The organism is Aliagarivorans taiwanensis DSM 22990 (genome assembly GCF_000429505.1).
Lineage (GTDB): Bacteria > Pseudomonadota > Gammaproteobacteria > Enterobacterales > Celerinatantimonadaceae > Aliagarivorans > Aliagarivorans taiwanensis.
Window position 1 is genome coordinate 141,198 of record NZ_AUBZ01000004.1, and the last position, 12,977, is coordinate 154,174.

General features: G+C 52.7%; 17 protein-coding genes. 5 read left to right on the top strand and 12 right to left on the bottom strand.

Going from position 1 to position 12,977, the window contains the following annotated elements; translation table 11 throughout:
- Together G462_RS0104575 and dolP are read left to right on the top strand one after the other, a co-directional pair.
- Positions 1-591 (top strand): D-sedoheptulose-7-phosphate isomerase, encoded by a 591-nt coding sequence (locus G462_RS0104575; RefSeq protein ID WP_026957942.1) that lies wholly within the window; start codon positions 1-3, stop codon positions 589-591.
- 2 nt (positions 592-593) lie between these two features.
- The gene (gene dolP / locus G462_RS0104580; RefSeq protein WP_026957943.1) at positions 594-1,172 is read left to right on the top strand and encodes a division/outer membrane stress-associated lipid-binding lipoprotein; all 579 of its coding nucleotides are present in this window, start codon (positions 594-596) and stop codon (positions 1,170-1,172) included.
- 53 nt (positions 1,173-1,225) lie between these two features.
- On the opposite strand, the gene G462_RS0104585 is transcribed toward dolP, so the two are convergent.
- The 8 genes from G462_RS0104585 to zapE form a co-directional block, all read right to left on the bottom strand.
- Entirely contained in the window at positions 1,226-1,642 is a 417-nt protein-coding gene (locus tag G462_RS0104585; protein WP_026957944.1) for a ClpXP protease specificity-enhancing factor, read from the bottom strand.
- 13 nt (positions 1,643-1,655) lie between these two features.
- Positions 1,656-2,291, bottom strand: coding sequence for a stringent starvation protein SspA (gene sspA, locus G462_RS0104590; protein WP_026957945.1), 636 nt, complete (start codon positions 2,289-2,291; stop codon positions 1,656-1,658).
- An 86-nt stretch (positions 2,292-2,377) separates the two neighbouring features.
- Complete coding sequence (locus G462_RS0104595) at positions 2,378-3,115, bottom strand: cytochrome c1 (protein ID WP_026957946.1); 738 nt, start codon at positions 3,113-3,115, stop codon at positions 2,378-2,380.
- Positions 3,115-4,326 (bottom strand): cytochrome b, encoded by a 1,212-nt coding sequence (locus G462_RS0104600; RefSeq protein WP_026957947.1) that lies wholly within the window; start codon positions 4,324-4,326, stop codon positions 3,115-3,117. The genes G462_RS0104595 and G462_RS0104600 overlap by 1 nt, the downstream gene beginning before the upstream one ends.
- A gap of 3 nt (positions 4,327-4,329) precedes the next feature.
- On the bottom strand, positions 4,330-4,917 hold the full coding sequence (gene petA / locus G462_RS0104605) for a ubiquinol-cytochrome c reductase iron-sulfur subunit (RefSeq protein WP_026957948.1): 588 nt from the start codon (positions 4,915-4,917) through the stop codon (positions 4,330-4,332).
- A 245-nt stretch (positions 4,918-5,162) separates the two neighbouring features.
- Complete coding sequence (gene rpsI / locus G462_RS0104610; protein WP_026957949.1) at positions 5,163-5,555, bottom strand: 30S ribosomal protein S9; 393 nt, start codon at positions 5,553-5,555, stop codon at positions 5,163-5,165.
- Between the two features lie 17 nt (positions 5,556-5,572).
- The gene (gene rplM, locus G462_RS0104615; RefSeq protein ID WP_026957950.1) at positions 5,573-6,001 is read right to left on the bottom strand and encodes a 50S ribosomal protein L13; all 429 of its coding nucleotides are present in this window, start codon (positions 5,999-6,001) and stop codon (positions 5,573-5,575) included.
- Positions 6,002-6,222: 221 nt separating this feature from the next.
- Positions 6,223-7,344: a cell division protein ZapE gene (gene zapE, locus G462_RS0104620; RefSeq protein WP_026957951.1), complete on the bottom strand. Its 1,122-nt coding sequence runs from the start codon at positions 7,342-7,344 to the stop codon at positions 6,223-6,225.
- 102 nt (positions 7,345-7,446) lie between these two features.
- On the opposite strand from zapE, the gene G462_RS0104625 reads away from it, so the two are divergent.
- The 3 genes from G462_RS0104625 to degS all read left to right on the top strand — a co-directional run bounded on the left by G462_RS0104625 (position 7,447) and on the right by degS (position 10,484).
- Entirely contained in the window at positions 7,447-7,857 is a 411-nt protein-coding gene (locus G462_RS0104625; RefSeq protein WP_026957952.1) for a Z-ring associated ZapG family protein, read from the top strand.
- 79 nt (positions 7,858-7,936) lie between these two features.
- On the top strand, positions 7,937-9,298 hold the full coding sequence (locus G462_RS0104630; RefSeq protein WP_026957953.1) for a Do family serine endopeptidase: 1,362 nt from the start codon (positions 7,937-7,939) through the stop codon (positions 9,296-9,298).
- Between the two features lie 118 nt (positions 9,299-9,416).
- Positions 9,417-10,484, top strand: a complete 1,068-nt coding sequence (gene degS, locus G462_RS0104635; RefSeq protein WP_035476760.1) for an outer membrane-stress sensor serine endopeptidase DegS — start codon at positions 9,417-9,419, stop codon at positions 10,482-10,484.
- A 7-nt stretch (positions 10,485-10,491) separates the two neighbouring features.
- Here degS and murA read toward each other — a convergent pair whose 3' ends face one another.
- From murA to G462_RS0104655, 4 genes are read right to left on the bottom strand one after another with little or no spacing between them, the layout of a single operon-like run.
- Positions 10,492-11,751, bottom strand: coding sequence for a UDP-N-acetylglucosamine 1-carboxyvinyltransferase (murA, locus tag G462_RS0104640; RefSeq protein WP_026957955.1), 1,260 nt, complete (start codon positions 11,749-11,751; stop codon positions 10,492-10,494).
- 11 nt (positions 11,752-11,762) lie between these two features.
- Positions 11,763-12,017, bottom strand: coding sequence for a BolA family protein (locus tag G462_RS0104645; protein ID WP_026957956.1), 255 nt, complete (start codon positions 12,015-12,017; stop codon positions 11,763-11,765).
- Positions 12,018-12,049: 32 nt separating this feature from the next.
- A complete protein-coding gene (locus G462_RS21735) occupies positions 12,050-12,325 on the bottom strand; it encodes an STAS domain-containing protein (RefSeq protein ID WP_035476762.1) in 276 nt (91 codons plus the stop codon).
- Complete coding sequence (locus G462_RS0104655) at positions 12,326-12,976, bottom strand: MlaC/ttg2D family ABC transporter substrate-binding protein (RefSeq protein ID WP_026957957.1); 651 nt, start codon at positions 12,974-12,976, stop codon at positions 12,326-12,328.
- Between the last annotated feature and the right edge of the window lies 1 nt (position 12,977).

Below are 12,977 nucleotides of genomic sequence, written 5' to 3' on the forward strand. Positions count from 1 at the left end.
ATGCAAGAACGAATAAAAGAACTGTTTAGAGAGAGTATTCAAACCAAGATCGCCGCCGCTGAAGCGCTGCCCGATGGCATCGAAAAGGCATCCATGCTGATTGCCCAAGCATTGCTAAGTGGTAACAAGGTGTTGATTGCAGGCAATGGCACCAGCGCCGCCTTAGCGCAGATCTTCTGCAGCTTCTTGGTTAATCGCTACGATACCGAGCGCCCCAGCCTACCGGCGCTAGCATTAACCACTGACAGCTCTGTGCTAACCGCCATCGCCGACGACTACCTGTTTGATGAGGTGTTTGCCAAACAAGTACGCGCGCTTGGCCAAGAGGGCGATGTGTTGATTGCTATCTCTGACAACGGCAACACCCGCAATATCATCAAGGCCATGGAAGCCGCGGTAAATCGCGATATGCACATTGTTGCGCTTACCGGGAAAGATGGCGGCGAAATGGCGGGGCTGCTGAGTGAGCAAGACGTAGAAATCCGCGTGCCCGCAGAACAAAACAACCGTATTGTTGAAGTTCACCTCTTGGCTCTGGAAATACTTTGCGATTTAATTGACCAAACGCTATTTCCCCAACAAGAGATGTAAGGATGAAACGCTTAGCTTTAGTACTCACCGCTTGTCTGCTGCTACAAGCCTGTGCAGCTGCAGTGGTGGTTGGTACCGGCGTGGCAGTCTCTGCCGGCACGGACCGACGCACCCTGGGCGCCCAGGTTGATGACAAGGGCCTCTACCTCAAGATTGTTCACGTTCTATCTGAAGACGAAGAGCTGTGGACCGCCAGTAAGATCAGTGTAGAAGTACTCAACGCCCGGGTATTGTTGATCGGCCAAACACCGGAGCAGCGCTATGCCAATCGCGCAACCGAGCTCACCCGCAACGTAGAAGGGGTGGTGGAAGTGCTCAATGAGATGCGCCTCAAAGAGCCAGTCTCGCTAAGCACCCGCAGCAACGACACTTGGATCACCACCAAAATCCGTAGCAAGCTACTGACCAACCCGGAAATTCCTTTGAATAAGATTCGTGTGACCACCGAAGACTCGGAAGTGTTTCTTATCGGCATTGTCACCAAAGAGGAAGAGGATATTGCCGTGGATATTGCCCGCCACGAAAAGGGCGTAAGCAAGGTGATTAAGGTATTTGAACGGGCGGAAATTGACGAAAGCTAGCTCTGATTTTGCTCTGCCTAAGGCAACAAAAAAGCGCTCCTCGGAGCGCTTTTTTACTTCACTACCCGTAGGCTGGGTCGCCTCGGCTTAGTCTCGGGTTCGGGGCTAACCTCCTCGGCCATCTCCACTTCCTCGATAAGCTCTTCTGCTTGATCATAGGCCGGTTCAGAATCGAACACGGTGCCTGCTCCGTTTTCACGGGCGTAGATGGCAATCACCGCAGCCATCGGTACGTACACTTCAAAAGGCTGGCCGCCAAAGCGGGCATTGAAACTAAGCTGCTCCAGATCCATATTGAAGCTCACGATTGCCGACGGGGCGATGTTCAGCACGATCTGGCCGTTCTCCACGAACTGTTGCGGCACATTCACATAGGGGCGAGTCGCATCCACCACCAAATGAGGGGTCAGCTCGTTATCCAGTAGCCAGTCATAAAAAGCCCGTAGCAAGTACGGGCGATTCGGCGTCATTGAAGTGCTCATCTTAGGCAATAAAACCGTCGCGGATTTCGCGCTCAGAATCAGTCAGAGATGCTTGGAACGACTCACGGTCGAATACGCGAACCATGTACGACTTAATCTCTTTCGCGCCAGCGCCTTCGAGCTCGATGCCCAGCACAGGCAAACGCCACAACAGCGGAGCCAGGTAGCAATCAACCAAGCTGAACTCTTCGCTCATAAAGTACGGCATTTCGGCAAACACTGGAGCGATGGCTAGCAGGCTCTCTTTAAGCTGCTTGCGCGAAGCTTCAGCGTCTTCACCGCGCTCAATCTTGTGCACCAAGCTGTACCAGTCGTTCTGTACACGGTGCATCATCAGGCGGCTTGAACCACGTGATACTGGGTAAACAGGCATCAGCGGCGGATGAGGGAAACGCTCATCGAGGTATTCCATGATGATCTGCGATTGGTACAACACCAACTCACGATCAACCAAGGTAGGTACAGAGCTATAAGGGTTCAGGTCAACCAGATCTTCTGGCAGGTTGTTTGGATCAACCAGATTGATTTCGACACTTACTCCCTTCTCAGCCAGTACGATGCGCACTTGATGACTGTACAAGTCATTGGCACCAGAGAATAACGTCATTACCGAACGTTTGTTGGCAGCTACAGCCATTGAACCCTCCACAAAACTGTTTATCTACAACGATTAAACGGCAACAGCGTAGCACTGTTGCCGTACACTGCCAGTGCAGCGCGATATTAGTGAACGTCTCGCCAGTACTCTTTCTTAAGCAAGTAACTGAAGATAAAGAAGATCACCAAGAAACCGAGCACCCAATAGCCGAGGCGCTTACGCTCTTGCTTAACGGGTTCGGCTGAATAGACCAGATAGTTTACCAGATCTAACACCGCTTGGTCATATTCATCTTCACTCATTTCGCCGCTACCGTCAGATTCGATGCCAACAAACACCTGTTGCGGCTCTCCGTCGATCAGAGGCTCTTCGTAAACTGCGCGGGGGATGCCCTGCAATTCTTGAAGCACATGCGGCATACCGACACTTGGGAACACCAAGTTGTTCACGCCGTAAGGGCGACTTGGATCTTCGTAGAAGGTGCGCAGATAGGTATATAGCCAGTCTGCACCACGAACTCGCGCCACATTAGTGAGGTCCGGCGCGGGCGCACCGAACCACTTGGCGATTTGCTCTTCGCTGGCAGCGTTCTTCATCAGCTCACCGGATTTCACACCGGTAAACACCAGATGCTGCTCCATCAGCTCGATGGGAATATCGAGGTCTTCAGCTACCCGGTTGTAGCGTTGGTACTGGGTGCTGTGACAGCCAAAGCAGTAGTTCATAAACAGCTTGGCACCATTTTGCAGTGAGGCCTTGTCGCTTAGGTCATACTCCGCCTTGTCCAAATGAACATTGGAGCCACCCGCTGCCAGAGCCAAACCGGGAACAACGAACACTAATGCTAAAAGTAGTTTCTTCATCATTTGGTCAATCTCTCAGGCAAGGGCTTGGTCGCTTCGTTTTTGCTGTAGAACCAAAGCAGAACAAAGAAGGCGAAATACCCGAAGGTGGTGATCTGCGCCAGCAAGGTTCTGCCCTCGGTTGGCGGCAACACACCCAAGACACCCAAAATAATGAAGCAAACGATGAACTGAGCAATGTTGATACGGTGCAACATACTGCGGTAACGCCAAGACTTTACCTTACAGCGGTCTAACCAAGGCAAGATAAACAGCACCAGAATCGAAAGCCCCATCATGATCACGCCACCGAGTTTGTCGGGAATGGCCCGCAAGATGGCGTAAAACGGAGTGAAGTACCATACCGGCGCAATATGCTCAGGGGTCTTCAGCGGGTTGGCGATTTCGAAATTCGGCTTCTCCAAGAAGTAACCGCCGCCATCTGGCATAAAGAAGATGACAAAGCAGAAGAAGAACAGGAAGCCCACTACCCCGACAATGTCCTTAACACTGTAATAAGGATGGAAGGGGATGCCATCTTTCGGCCAGCCATTGGCGTCTTTGTTTTTCTTAATCTCGATACCGTCAGGGTTGTTCGAACCCACTTCGTGCAGTGCGATAATGTGCAGGAATACCAGCATCACTAGCACTAGCGGCAAGGCCACCACATGCAAGGCGAAGAAGCGGTTGAGGGTTGCCCCCGATACCACATAGTCGCCGCGGATCCACAGGGTTAGGTCATCGCCAATCACCGGAATTGCACCGAACAGCGAGATAATTACCTGAGCGCCCCAGTAAGACATCTGCCCCCAAGGCAGGATGTAGCCCATAAAGGCTTCCGCCATCAGCACCAGGAAGATCAGCATGCCGAACAGCCACAGCAACTCGCGGGGCTTTTGGTAGGAGCCGTAGATAAGCCCGCGGTACATGTGCAGGTATACCACCACAAAGAAGGCCGAGGCGCCGGTAGAGTGCATGTAGCGCAGCAGCCAGCCCCACGGCACATCGCGCATGATGTATTCCACCGAGGCGAATGCGCCTTCTGCGGTAGGGTTGTAATGCATGGTCAGCCAGATGCCGGTTAGCAACTGATTGACCAGCACCAACATGGCCAGTGAGCCGAAGAAGTACCAGAAGTTAAAGTTCTTGGGAGCTGGGTACTTGCTGATGTGCTTTTCCCAGGTTTTGGTCATTGGGATCCGATCATCGATCCACGAAATCAATGCTTTCATCGCTTATGCCTCCTGATCCACACCGACCAAAATGGTGCTGTCGTCCAAGTATTGATGAGGAGGCACTGCCAGGTTCAACTGAGCAGGCACACCGGAGAACACCCGTCCGGCCATATCGAATTTCGAGCCATGGCAGGGGCAGAAGAACCCGTACTCAACACCTTGTACCTGCTCAGCAAAGCTGCCCGGCAAGTAGGTGGGCGAGCAGCCCAAGTGAGTACACAGGCCAACACCGACAAACAGCTGCGGCTTGATGGAACGATGTGTGTTCACGGTATACGGCGGTTGTTGCGGTTCCGATGAATCAGGGTCAGCGAGCTTGTCGCCAATCTGCTCAAGATTATCCAATACCGCCTGCGGGCGATTGACCACCCACACCGGCTTTCCGCGCCATTCAACCCGGATCAACTGACCCGGTTCAACTTTACTGATATCGACTTCGACAGGAGCTCCGGCCGCACGTGCTTTAGCACTGGGCGTCCAAGAACTAATAAAAGGGACTGCTGCGAACGCGGCGCCAACTCCTCCTACGACACTCGTAGTCCAAGTTAAAAAGCGGCGACGTCCAGCATCGACAGGAGCGTTACTCATCCACTGAATCTCCGTTAAGGATCCGCACAAATTATTGTTAATTTATCCTTGCGGCTTGCTGCACAAGCTGAGGTTATCGCTACATGTAGCTCAAGAGCTATAAATATGTTAACGATAAGGTAGCTGAATGGTAATAAAGTTCCCCTGATTTAACAAGGGATTCAGGGCATTTCTGCGGGGCGGCAGGCATAAAAAAAGCCCGGATAAACCGAGCTTTTTGACAGTATAAAGTTTGGTCTCTGCAATTAACGCTTAGAGAATTGCGGACGACGACGTGCTTTACGCAGACCAACTTTCTTACGTTCAACGCGACGTGCATCACGAGTAACGAAGCCAGCTTTACGCAGTTCAGGGCGTAGGCTCTCATCGTACTCCATCAGCGCGCGGGTGATACCGTGACGGATAGCACCAGCTTGACCAGTAGTACCACCACCTTTAACGGTGATGTACAGGTCAACTTTCTCAGCCAGTTCAACTAGCTCTAAAGGTTGACGAACAACCATACGAGCAGTTTCACGACCGAAGTATACGTCTAGTGAACGCTTGTTAACTTGAATGTTGCCGCTTCCTGCTTTCAGGAATACACGAGCGGTAGAGCTTTTGCGACGGCCAGTGCCGTAGTATTGATTCTCAGCCATTGTTCAAATTCCGTAACTTAAATATCTAAAACTTGTGGTTGCTGAGCAGCGTGGTTGTGCTCAGGACCGGCGTATACTTTCAGTTTACGGAACATTGCACGGCCTAGAGGACCTTTAGGCAACATACCTTTAACCGCAGACTGGATAACACGCTCAGGGGCTTTCTCGATCAGCTTTTCGAAGCTGATTGATTTCAGACCACCTGGGTAGCCAGTGTGCGAGTGGTAGATCTTGTCGCTGGCTTTCTTACCAGTTACAGCTACTTTCTCAGCGTTAACAACGATGATGTAATCACCAGTGTCTACGTGAGGAGTGTATTCTGCTTTGTGCTTACCACGCAGGCGGCTTGCAATTTCAGTTGCGATACGACCCAGAGTTTTGCCCTCTGCATCAACAACGTACCAGTCGCGTTTTACGCTTTCTGGCTTGGCTACAAAAGTTTTCATTTGTATAGAACCCAAATATTCTGTTACACCGTGTCTGTGCACTGAGCACAAACGTATAAAAAGCTACTCAATGTATCCCTTCGAATACCGAGTTAGCTGGGCTTGTTAGCATCGTCAAATCGACGACCTGTAACGTGGGTGGCGAGATTATAGGGGAAGTACAAAAAAAAAACACCCCTTGATGGGAGTTTTTACCGTCTTTTCTGGCTTTTGCTGGCTTGCTAAGCCAAATGCTCCCGAGATAGGTACTCCTTGCTCTGCATCTCTTGCAGCCGCGACAAACACCGTTCGAACTCAAACTGCAACTGCTTGCCTTGGTAGAGCTGCTCCATCGCCACTTCTGCGGCTATGATCAGCGTTACATTACGCTCATAAAACTCATCAATAAGCGCGATAAAACGGCGCGCCGCATCCTCTTTACTGCTGTCCATCACCTTTACCCCAGATAGCAGCACCGTGTGATAGATGCGAGAAAGCTCGATGTAATCGAGCTGGCTGCGCGGCCCCTCACACAGCTCGCTGAAGCTTATCTGCAGCACGCTGTCGGCTTCGGCCTGCACCGACAGTTGCCGATGGTTGATATCGATGCTGCACTTGAAGCGCCTTGGCGAGCTGGAGAGCTGGCGAAAGTAATGAGCAAGGTTAGTGTCGGCTTGATGATCCAAGGGGTAGTGGTAGATCTCTGCCTGCTCTAGGGTGCGTTGGCGATAATCAACACCGCCATCCACATTCAGCACTTGGCAGTGCTGTTGGATAAGCGCAATGGTGGGTTCAAACCGCGGCCGCTGCAAGCCGTTACGGTACAACAGCTCTGGCGGAATATTCGAGGTGGCCACCAAGCTCACCCCACGGGCGAATAAAGCCTCGAACAAGCCTGCCAAGATCATCGCATCGGTAATATCGGTCACGAAAAACTCATCGAAGCAGATCACCCGCGCTTGATGGGCAAAGCGGTCTGCCACTTTAAGCAAGGGGTTCACCTGCCCTTTCAAGTCGGCCAAATCATCATGCACCTGCTGCATAAAGCGATGAAAGTGCACCCGCAACTTGTCTTCGAACGGCAAGGCGCAAAAAAAACAGTCCATCAAGTAGGTCTTTCCGCGCCCCACACCGCCCCACATATACAGGCCTTGTACCGGTTTGATTACAGTTGGCGTCGGGGTCGTGAAGTGTGCTTTTAGCTTGGAGAGAAAGCCAGTGCTGACCTCTGGCTCAGCGCTTTCCGGCCTGGCTATCAGCGCTTGATAAACCTGCGACAACGCTTGGATGGCGGCCAGTTGAGCGGGATCGGGCTGGATAATTCCCTGCTCTAAGTCCTGTTGATAGCGCTGTTCTGGGGTCATATCAGGCTCACTCCTTGGGCCGGTTGAATGCTCGAAATTGATAGTACCATGTCCTGAGATTCTCAAGTATATTGAGGTTACAACCAGCACATAAGGATGACTATGGACCCTACAAGCAGTGTGATATTTCTCCTGATTGGTGTCGCTATTGGATATTTTGTTAGTCGCTTGTTTGGCAAGTCTTCAGTGTCTGAGCGCTCCATTACCCAGGAACTCGATCAAAACCGTAAAGAGCTGGATAGCTACAAACAGCAGGTTCAAGAGCACTTCGCCACCAGCGCTCAACTTCTCGAAGATATGGCTAAGCAGTACCAGAGTATCTACGAGCACATGGCCAATCAGAGCAAGTCGCTGATTGGTGACGACGAAGCCCAGCACCCTCTCTTTGTCGAGTACCAGCAGAAACTTGAGTTGGAAGACACCGAAGAGGAAGAAAGCGGTGATGCTCAACCTAAAGACTACGCCAATCAACCTTCCGGCCTGTTCAAAGAAGGCCAACGCCAAGCAAGTTAATCGGAACTAGCTCTTAAAAGCAGGGTCATAAGATCCTGCTTTTGTCGTTAAATCAGTGATATGTAGAGGAAGACATTTGATGAAAACCCTAGCGAAATCGTTGCGATTGCTTTTAGCCGCTATGTGTTTGAGTATTACTTCAAACCCATCCTTTGCGGTACTCCCTGCTGCCGTTGGTGATACCCCCATCCCCTCCCTTGCCCCAATCCTTGATGAAGCCACTCCAGCGGTGGTCAACATTGCCGTGGCGGGAACCATTGTTAATGATCAGCAAGTGCCTGACCTGTTCCGTTACTTCTTCGGCGATGACGTGCCACAAGGGCCACAGCAGCGCCCCTTCCAAGGGCTCGGCTCGGGCGTGATTATCGACGCCAAGAAAGGCCATGTGATTACCAACTATCACGTGATCCACGAAGCCGATGAGATTCAAGTGACCCTGAAAGACGGCCGCAGCTACGACGCCAAGGTACTGGGCCATGACCGCCAGACCGACGTTGCCTTGCTGCAAATCGAGGCCGACGACCTGACAGAGCTGCCACTGGCCGATTCAGACAAGCTGCGCGTGGGCGACTTCGCCATCGCTATCGGTAGCCCCTTTGGTCTGGAGCAGACCGTTACCTCAGGCATTATCTCTGCGCTAGGTCGCAGTGGCTTGAACATGGAGAACTTGGAGAACTACATCCAAACCGATGCCGCCATCAACCGCGGTAACTCTGGCGGTGCGCTGATTAACCTGCGCGGCGAGCTTATCGGTATGAACACCATGATTATCGCGCCCACCGGCGGTAACGTCGGTATCGGCTTTGCGATTCCGGCCAACATGCTGCGCAACCTGACCGAACAGATCACCCAATTCGGTGAAGTGCGCCGTGGCGTGCTCGGCGTAGCCGGTGGTGAGCTGGATAGCGATCTAGCCAAAGCGCTGGGCACCGACTCGCAGCACGGCGCGTTTGTCGACCGCGTAATGCCCAACTCTGCGGCTGCAGAAGCAGGCCTGGAAGCTGGCGATATCATCGTGTCGGTGAATGGTAAAGATGTGAAAAGCTTTGGTGAACTGCGCGCCAAGATCGGCACCATCGGTGCAGGCAAAAAGGTTGAGCTGGGGGTTATCCGCGACGGTAAACGCCGCAGCTTCGATGTGGTACTTAAGCCTGCTGAAGAAACCAACATCCAAGCCAAAGTGATGCACCCTGCGCTGGAAGGCGCGTCTCTGAGCTCTACCACCAAAGAAGCCAAGGCCCAAGGCGTACTGATCGACAGCGTCGCGCGTAACTCGCCCGCCTTCCGCAATGGCTTTGAAGAAGGTGACATCATTGTGTCAATCAACAAGACACCGATCACCTCCATCACCGACCTGCGTAAGCTACTGGAGACCGAGCCAAGCATCCTCGCCATCAACATTCTGCGTGGTGAAGAAACCCTGTATCGGATTATCCGCTAACGTGCACATCAAGTGAAAAAAGGCAGCATTGGCTGCCTTTTTCTTTTGTTTCACCCACCAACAGTTGGCTTACCGTACCAGCGTGCTATCCTACCAAAGCTAGTAGGGAGATTATTTTTTGTCGGTTATCAAGTATTTACTCAAACCTGCCCTGTTTGGTTTAGCGATTGCTATCGGGATCTTGTTTGCCTTCCCAGAGTTCAGGGAGAGTGGCAAACAGCTGATCGATGACTACACCGAGGTCCCACTCGCCAGCTACTCGTCGGCAGCACGTAAGGCCGCCCCTGCGGTGGTGAACATCTACACCCGTAGCTTCCTGCAATCCTATGTGACCGCCGAGCAGCAGATCGAGAATCAGGGACTGGGCTCAGGGGTATTAATGTCGACTCAGGGTTATATCCTGACCAACCTGCACGTTATCGCCAACTCCGATCAAATCATCGTTGCACTGCAAGATGGCCGCATCTTCAACGCTGAGCTGGTTGGCGGCGATAGGATCACCGACTTGGCAGTACTTAAGATTGACGCCTCCCCCGACCTACCGGTTATCCCGCAGAACGACCAACTCAACCCGCAAGTGGGCGATGTAGTACTCGCCATCGGCAACCCCTACAACATCGGCCAGACCATCACCCAAGGCATCATCAGTGCTACCGGTCGCAATGGTATGTCGTCCACCGGACGCCAAGACTTCTTGCAAACCGATGCTGCGATTAACCGCGGCAACTCCGGCGGCGCCTTGATTAACACCCGGGGCGAGATCCTCGGTATCAACACCTCGGCTTTTCATATCTCCGAGCAGAACGACACCTATGGCATTAACTTCGCTATCCCGTTCAAACTGGCTAAGCGCATTATGAACAGCCTGATTAGCGACGGGAAAGTGGTGCGAGGCTACTTAGGGCTAGATGGCCAGCGGATCACCCCCATGGTGGCGTCGCGCTTGAACATCTCCAATGTGAAGGGTGTGCTGGTCACTGGCGTCGACCCTAACGGTCCGGCTGCCATCGCGGGCATGATGGCCAATGACATCTTGCTGAGCATAAATGGCAACGAGGTGGAATCGGTACGCGATGCGATGGATATTGTGGCTGAGACGCGCCCGGGAAGTGAGATTCAGGTACGCCTATATAGAAACGGGCAGCTACTTGAGCTACCCGTTACCGTATCTGAGCTGGTGTTTTAACGGCTGATTAGTCGTTAAAACGCTCGATGTTAGCGCCCAGCCCAGCAAACTTCGCTTCAATACGCTGGTAACCACGGTCGATGTGGTAGATGCGATCAACCACGGTCTCGCCCTTGGCCACCATCGCAGCAATCACCAAACTGGCAGACGCACGTAAGTCGGTCGCCATCACCTGAGCACCGCTCAGTGGCTTAGCTTCTTTACAGATAGCAGTGTTGCCTTCCAGCTCGATGTCTGCGCCCATACGCTGCAGCTCAGGCACGTGCATAAAGCGGTTCTCGAAGATGGTCTCGGTCACATGGCCAGTGCCCGAGGCTACGATATTCAGCACGGTGAACTGAGCCTGCATATCGGTTGGGAAGGCCGGGTGCGGTGCAGTCTTCACGTTTACCGCTTTTAGCTCACGACCTTGCATGTCTAGCTCAATCCAGTCTTCACCCATGGTCAGCTTGGCACCGGCTTCTTCCAGCTTATGCAGCACCGCTTCCAGTAGCTTAGGATCGGTATGGGTACAACGTACGCGACCGCCAGTCACCGCACCGGCAACCAAGTAAGTACCGGTTTCGATGCGATCAGGCAGTACGGAGTACTCACCGGCATGCAGGTTTTCTACGCCATTGATCACGATGGTATCGCTACCCGCGCCTTGCACGTCGGCGCCCAGCGTATTCAGGAAGTTGGCCAAGTCGACTACTTCTGGCTCGCGTGCCGCGTTTTCGATAACGGTTTGGCCATCGGCCAGTACTGCCGCCATCATCAGGTTTTCGGTGCCAGTTACACTCACCATGTCCATAAAGATATGGGCGCCTTTCAGGCGGCCGTCGGTGCGGGCTTTCACGTAGCCATCTTCTACCACGATGTCAGACTGCATCAGCTCTAAGCCGTGGATGTGCAGGTTTACCGGGCGAGCACCGATGGCGCAGCCACCAGGCAGTGATACGTCTGCTTTGGCGTAGCGAGCAACCAATGGGCCCAAGGCCAAAATCGACGCACGCATGGTTTTAACCAGCTCGTAGGGCGCTTTGGTCTCGGTTGCTTTACCGGCTTTCACGGTAATGGTTTCACCCTCGACAACCACTTCACGGCCCAAAAACTCCAGCATCTTGCAGGTGGTGCCAATATCGCGCAGCTGCGGCACATTGTGCAGTACCGTTTGCTCTTCGTTTAACAGCGTGGCAAATAGAATGGGCAGTGCGGCATTTTTCGCGCCGGAGATCACCACCTCGCCATCGAGACGACAACCGCCTTGAATCTTGAACTTATCCACTAGGGAACCTCTTACAACTGGCCGAACTTCTGCTGCGCTTTCCACTCTTCAGGGCTGAGAGCCTTGATGGTCAACGCATGGATTTCATTGCTGGCAATGTAATCCTTCAGTGGCGCGTAGATCACTTGCTGTTTTTTGACTCGGGTCATGCTGGCAAATTGCTCAGAAACAGCGACGACTTCGAAATGATTACCTTCACCACTGACAGCCAGGTGCTCGAGATCCAGCTGTTGATTAAGAATTTCTTTAACTTGATCGGCTTGCATTACAATCGCACTCCAGAATGCGTGGTAGGCGTTTATGAAAAGACAAACAGCGCGTCTAGTTGGTAAAGCTCGATCAAGCTACGGGCTTGCTCTGAGCAACCTTGCAAGACTAGGGGCGCGTCTGGCTTTGGCTCGAATGCGGTGATAATAGCGGCAATTCCCGCAGAGTCAATCCGCGCGAGTTCCCCGAGCTGCAAACTGTGGCAGCGGTGCTGCTTGAGCTGCGGCCAGTATTCGGTGATTTCGCTGCTGGTGAGCTGGCCAGCCAGTTGCAGCGTCTGGCCATCTCCTTGTTGAATAGTAAGCACTTAGCTTTCCTCAAGCTCTTGACTGCCCTCAGCATTGCGCTGTTTGAGCAACTCAATCACATCTTCGATGCTTTGGCGGCGCAGCAAGGAGTCAAACTCAGATTGCTTAGCGGTGAGCATGCTCACCCCTTCAGCCACTAAATCGTAGGCCAGCCAGTTGCCAGATTTTTTGTGCAGACGGAATTTGAACTCGAGGTTGATCGGCTCACGGCCTTTTTCAATAAACTGGGCTTTAACCCCCAGCTTGGTTTTGTTGCTAAAATCGCGGCCGGGCTCAATCTTCACCTCTTGGCCAGAGTACTGCGCCAAGGCATACACATAGGTGTTCACTAAGTAGTGCTCGAACTCCGCCACAAAGGCTGCGCGCTGCTCTTTGCTGGTGCTGCGTACATGTTTGCCCAACACCACAAACGAAGCGTAGACGTGGTCGATATGCGGCATCAGCTCTTGCTGGACGATACTACGTACCTCATCTTGGCGCACAGTATCTTCCTCAATGCCCTGTACCTCGGCCAGACGGGAGAAGGCATTGGTGGCCACATGTTGCATCAGCTTATAAGGGTCGTGTGTCGGGTCTTCCGCATGCAGTGGCAGCGCCCAGGTGCAAAGCAACACGCCGAGCACTAAAAAGGTTCGTTTCAAGGATTCCATA

What these genes read in the sequence shown, in the direction of transcription:
- G462_RS0104595 (WP_026957946.1), bottom strand. Translation starts at nt 3,115, where the DNA reads ATGAAGAAACTACTTTTAGCATTAGTGTTCGTTGTTCCCGGTTTGGCT.
- rpsI (WP_026957949.1), bottom strand. Translation starts at nt 5,555, where the DNA reads ATGGCTGAGAATCAATACTACGGCACTGGCCGTCGCAAAAGCTCTACC.
- sspA (WP_026957945.1), bottom strand. Translation starts at nt 2,291, where the DNA reads ATGGCTGTAGCTGCCAACAAACGTTCGGTAATGACGTTATTCTCTGGT.
- zapE (WP_026957951.1), bottom strand. Translation starts at nt 7,344, where the DNA reads ATGACCCCAGAACAGCGCTATCAACAGGACTTAGAGCAGGGAATTATC.
- rplM (WP_026957950.1), bottom strand. Translation starts at nt 6,001, where the DNA reads ATGAAAACTTTTGTAGCCAAGCCAGAAAGCGTAAAACGCGACTGGTAC.
- G462_RS0104655 (WP_026957957.1), bottom strand. Translation starts at nt 12,976, where the DNA reads ATGGAATCCTTGAAACGAACCTTTTTAGTGCTCGGCGTGTTGCTTTGC.
- G462_RS0104575 (WP_026957942.1), top strand. Translation starts at nt 1, where the DNA reads ATGCAAGAACGAATAAAAGAACTGTTTAGAGAGAGTATTCAAACCAAG.
- G462_RS0104645 (WP_026957956.1), bottom strand. Translation starts at nt 12,017, where the DNA reads ATGCAAGCCGATCAAGTTAAAGAAATTCTTAATCAACAGCTGGATCTC.
- petA (WP_026957948.1), bottom strand. Translation starts at nt 4,917, where the DNA reads ATGAGTAACGCTCCTGTCGATGCTGGACGTCGCCGCTTTTTAACTTGG.
- dolP (WP_026957943.1), top strand. Translation starts at nt 594, where the DNA reads ATGAAACGCTTAGCTTTAGTACTCACCGCTTGTCTGCTGCTACAAGCC.
- G462_RS0104585 (WP_026957944.1), bottom strand. Translation starts at nt 1,642, where the DNA reads ATGACGCCGAATCGCCCGTACTTGCTACGGGCTTTTTATGACTGGCTA.
- G462_RS0104600 (WP_026957947.1), bottom strand. Translation starts at nt 4,326, where the DNA reads ATGAAAGCATTGATTTCGTGGATCGATGATCGGATCCCAATGACCAAA.
- G462_RS0104630 (WP_026957953.1), top strand. Translation starts at nt 7,937, where the DNA reads ATGAAAACCCTAGCGAAATCGTTGCGATTGCTTTTAGCCGCTATGTGT.
- G462_RS0104625 (WP_026957952.1), top strand. Translation starts at nt 7,447, where the DNA reads ATGGACCCTACAAGCAGTGTGATATTTCTCCTGATTGGTGTCGCTATT.